Source organism: Paenibacillus taichungensis (assembly GCF_013359905.1).
In the GTDB taxonomy this organism is placed as follows: domain Bacteria; phylum Bacillota; class Bacilli; order Paenibacillales; family Paenibacillaceae; genus Paenibacillus; species Paenibacillus taichungensis.
In genome coordinates this window covers 1-3,870 of record NZ_JABMCC010000070.1, presented here as the reverse complement: position 1 = coordinate 3,870, position 3,870 = coordinate 1, and the positions used below count along the sequence as shown (strand labels likewise).

The window sequence follows — 3,870 nt, the reverse complement described above, 5'->3', positions numbered from 1 at the left end:
AATAACTATAAATTATTTGGAGGTTTTATTGTGTTAAATACCGTTTTAAATTATGTGAAATTTAAAAAAAATGAGGAGGATTATTTAGCAAAAAAAAGGCTTACACTGCCCTTGTGTGCCGCAGAAAATAGGATGTCACCTTTTGCTAAAGTACCTTTACAACAAGATTATCAGGAAAGATACATTATGAACGGGGTTAACTCATTTTCCTCTGAGGATAATTTTATTGGAAGTGAACATTTATATGAAATTTATCAGCTAATAAGTACACAATGTTCTAAATTATTTTCATCTAAATATGCTGATGCTAGAACCTTATCAGGTATGAATTGTGTTACCTCAATTTTGATGTCTCTTACTAATATTGGAGATAAAATCATGCTTTCCACTAGTTCGTCAGGTGGGCATCCTTCAATGGAACATGTATGTAAAAGATTAGGTTTAGAAATTATTGATATGCCATATAACTATGAAGAATTTGATTTAGATTATGAAAAAATCTACAACACTTTAATTGAGGAAGATATAAAATACTTGTTATATGCGCCATCGGATATTATAAAGGTTCCAAATTACGATAAATTAAAACTTCCTTCTGATACTTTATTTTTATATGATGCTAGCCAAACCCTTGGTTTAATTGCGGGGAAACAAGTAGCCAATCCACTTGAAAATCCAATAAATTGTGTGCTATTTGGTGGAACACACAAAACACTTCCTGGTCCGGCCAATGGTCTGATAATGACAAATAATGAAGAAATAGCAAAAAAACTAGACGATAATATAAGTCCTAAATATCTTAGGAATACTCAAATGCACCAAGTAGTAAGTTTACTTTATACTTTATTTGAGATGGAAATATTCGGAGAGGAATATGCTAAAAAAACTATAGAATATTCAAAAGAATTAGGTATAGCACTTGCAGAGTACGGTCTTGATATTCCTCATCTCAACAAAATTCCAACTAATACTCATCAAGTATTTATAAGAACAAGTAAAGATGCTATGAATACTATTTTCAGTAATGCTTTTAAAAATAATGTTACTCTTAATAAGAAAAATAAAAAGCTATTTAATGAGTACGGTATAAGGCTAGGTACTCAAGAAATAGCAAGACTTGCATGGCAAGAAGGCCCTATAGATCAGATAGCAAAAATAGTACATAGTTTACAATTTACCAATTTAAATACTCAAAAATTAATTGCAGATTTGAAAATACCAGATTCCTTAAATTATACTTTCAGTACCCCTTCCACGAACTTATAAAAAGTTTAACTGAAATCACTATAAAGATGGGCTTTCCTGTTCCCCATATCACTTTATAAATATAACGTGGTATGGGGGGCCATTATGAAACTCGTTTATATGCAGGTGTCACAAAGTGACTTGGATGTAGACAAATACCATCGTCCCGAATACGACTCCTCTAGTTTGAGAGATTTAGAAACATTAGTTATAGATAACGCGTCCTGAACCGTGCCTGCCTCCAAGAATGTTATAATTGAACGGGAAATTAGCTATTAAAATAATGGGAGAATTCTGCTGTAAAAACTAGGTCCGTTTGCATTTAAGATATCGCGCATCTCCATTACATGTTGTTTTCCAAGTTCAAAACAAACATCTTCTTCCTCACTTTGACAAAGTTCTAAACAGTGTTCCAGTAATTTAAATTGTTCCTCTTTGGACTTTGTAAAATAATGTGTGTTACATTCGAATTCAACCGAGAGTATACCTAAATTGCTATAAAGCTCAATGTTTTTATCTCCATTTATAAGGGAAGCATCTAGGCTCTTTTTGAAGTATTCAATTGATTGTTTGAAATCTTTCTTACGTCTTAGCAATTCTCCTTTTTCAAATAATAAATTAAATTGTAGACGTTCACTTTTCTTCTCATATATTCTTATCGTTTCATCTATTAACTTTATAGCATTATCAAAGTTTCCTTTCATTCCCTGTTCTATAGCTTTGTATTTATTGGTTGATAAATCAGCTACAGAGTTTCCCTCCTCAATTAAGGCATCAATATGATCAAAACTAAATCGTTGTTTTTCGTTTCTATAAAAGAAAATGTTATTGAGTTCGTTCATACATTTAATATATATTGCTTTTGTTTGTACAATGTCGAGTTCACAAATGGTTATAGAATTCTCATAGTAATCTATTGCTTGATCTAAATTACCGATGTGACGATAACAATGTGCTATACCCCAATAACATTTTGATTTGTAATACAATGATTCTTTTACATTTTTTGATTCACTCATGATTTTAAAATGTTCTATAGCCTTTGTGTATTGATTTTGTAAATGAAATAAATTACCCAATAAAAAAATTACATCGAAGTTTTCTGAAGTTACGGTTTCAGGCCTCAATACATAATAGTTTGTATTAGTTTTAATTTCTTCTGTAGCTTCCTTATATGCGCCATAACCAATTGATGCATCTGCAACAAAGTAAATGAGTTTTTCATAAAATGAACCTCCATCAATTTCTTCAATCTGTTCTTTCAGTTGAGATACATTCTTTAAAAGGTAACTGATTCTTAGTGTAGCTGTATAATTTTTAGAATCACTATTCTTTTTTAGAATATCTAATATTTCAATCAGTTTAGCATCTGTTTTCATAGGTTGAATGAATTCATGGACAATTTCATTTTCAACCATAAGTTGCATCTGTTGTACTAAATCCAGTACTCTGGTTTGATTTAATTGGACAGTCTGAAACTCCTTATTAATCGCTGGTAGTAGCAAAGATTCAGTAACAGAGTATGACGAGTTTTTATTTTTTCTAATTAATCCTACTGTTTCTAATTTATCAAATTGATCTATTATCACAGGGTTATGGGGACCATTAAGTAATCCTAACATACTAATGAAAACCTCATTTTTTGATACGCATAAAGATAATATTTGTTTAAACGTTGTTTTCTCATCCTCAGTTATGTAATTGTAAAATAACTCAGTGATATCATTCAAATTTTTATAATTGATCTCGAAACATTTTTCTTTATTATATTTATCTGCAATCAAACTAAGCATTTGAATATTTCCCGCTGTTAAAGCAAACAATTTATCATACTCGTTTTTATCTAGCGAAATGTTTCTCTTATTTAAGTACTCAACCATATATTTTTCTTCCAAGTTTTGTATACTAGAGATTTTAAATATATTGTTGTTGGCCTCTTTTTTTTCCAATAAACCAGAATAAAATAGAATAAAAGTACATTCACTATTTGAATTTAGTTTTTTCAGTCCATTGGTTATTTCGTTCCACAGATCACAAAATTTATCGTGTTCAACATAACTTTTTATATCATCAAAAATAAAAAGAGTTTTTTTCTTCTTTCGTATTTTTTCAATGATAAAATGGGCAGCGCTAGTACGATTAATGTCTGAATTTTCATTAATTAGTAGTAGTTCAAAAATATTTTTAATAGCCACATGATATGTGTCCTTATTTTCACATTTTATGAAAAATGCTTGTACATTTTTTTCTTTTTTATATCCAATCGAACTAATAAAATCTTCCTCATCTTTAGTCTGGCAATTATAATTAACGGCCATATTAATTAATTTAGCAAACTCAGTTTTTCCCACTCCCGGTGAGCCGAATATTTGAAACATTCGCCCTTCATTAGAACGTTGTAATTCTTTAAAAATCTCTTCTGAAATTGCTATCCTGTCCGTAAAATAAGCAATATTGGGTTTTGCATTAGAAACTATAATTTTCTTTTTTTTCCTTTTTATATATTTATATATTGCTAATAAGGCTGGGATTAAAACAGCAATTATGCTGAATATTTTGGCCCAAGAATCTAAATCCCAAAAACTGCTTGCTAACATAACAACCTCCAAATAATTTATAGTTATT

Annotated in this window: 2 protein-coding genes; one reads left to right on the top strand and one right to left on the bottom strand. The window is 29.8% G+C overall.

The window, feature by feature from the left end; all coding sequences use genetic code 11:
- Positions 1-1,266: PLP-dependent aminotransferase family protein (locus tag HP548_RS00580; RefSeq protein ID WP_217504572.1), on the top strand; the 1,266-nt coding region annotated here is incomplete at its 5' end.
- 254 nt (positions 1,267-1,520) lie between these two features.
- Here HP548_RS00580 and HP548_RS00575 read toward each other — a convergent pair.
- Positions 1,521-3,842 (bottom strand): tetratricopeptide repeat protein, encoded by a 2,322-nt coding sequence (locus tag HP548_RS00575; protein WP_175380587.1) that lies wholly within the window; start codon positions 3,840-3,842, stop codon positions 1,521-1,523.
- Between the last annotated feature and the right edge of the window lie 28 nt (positions 3,843-3,870).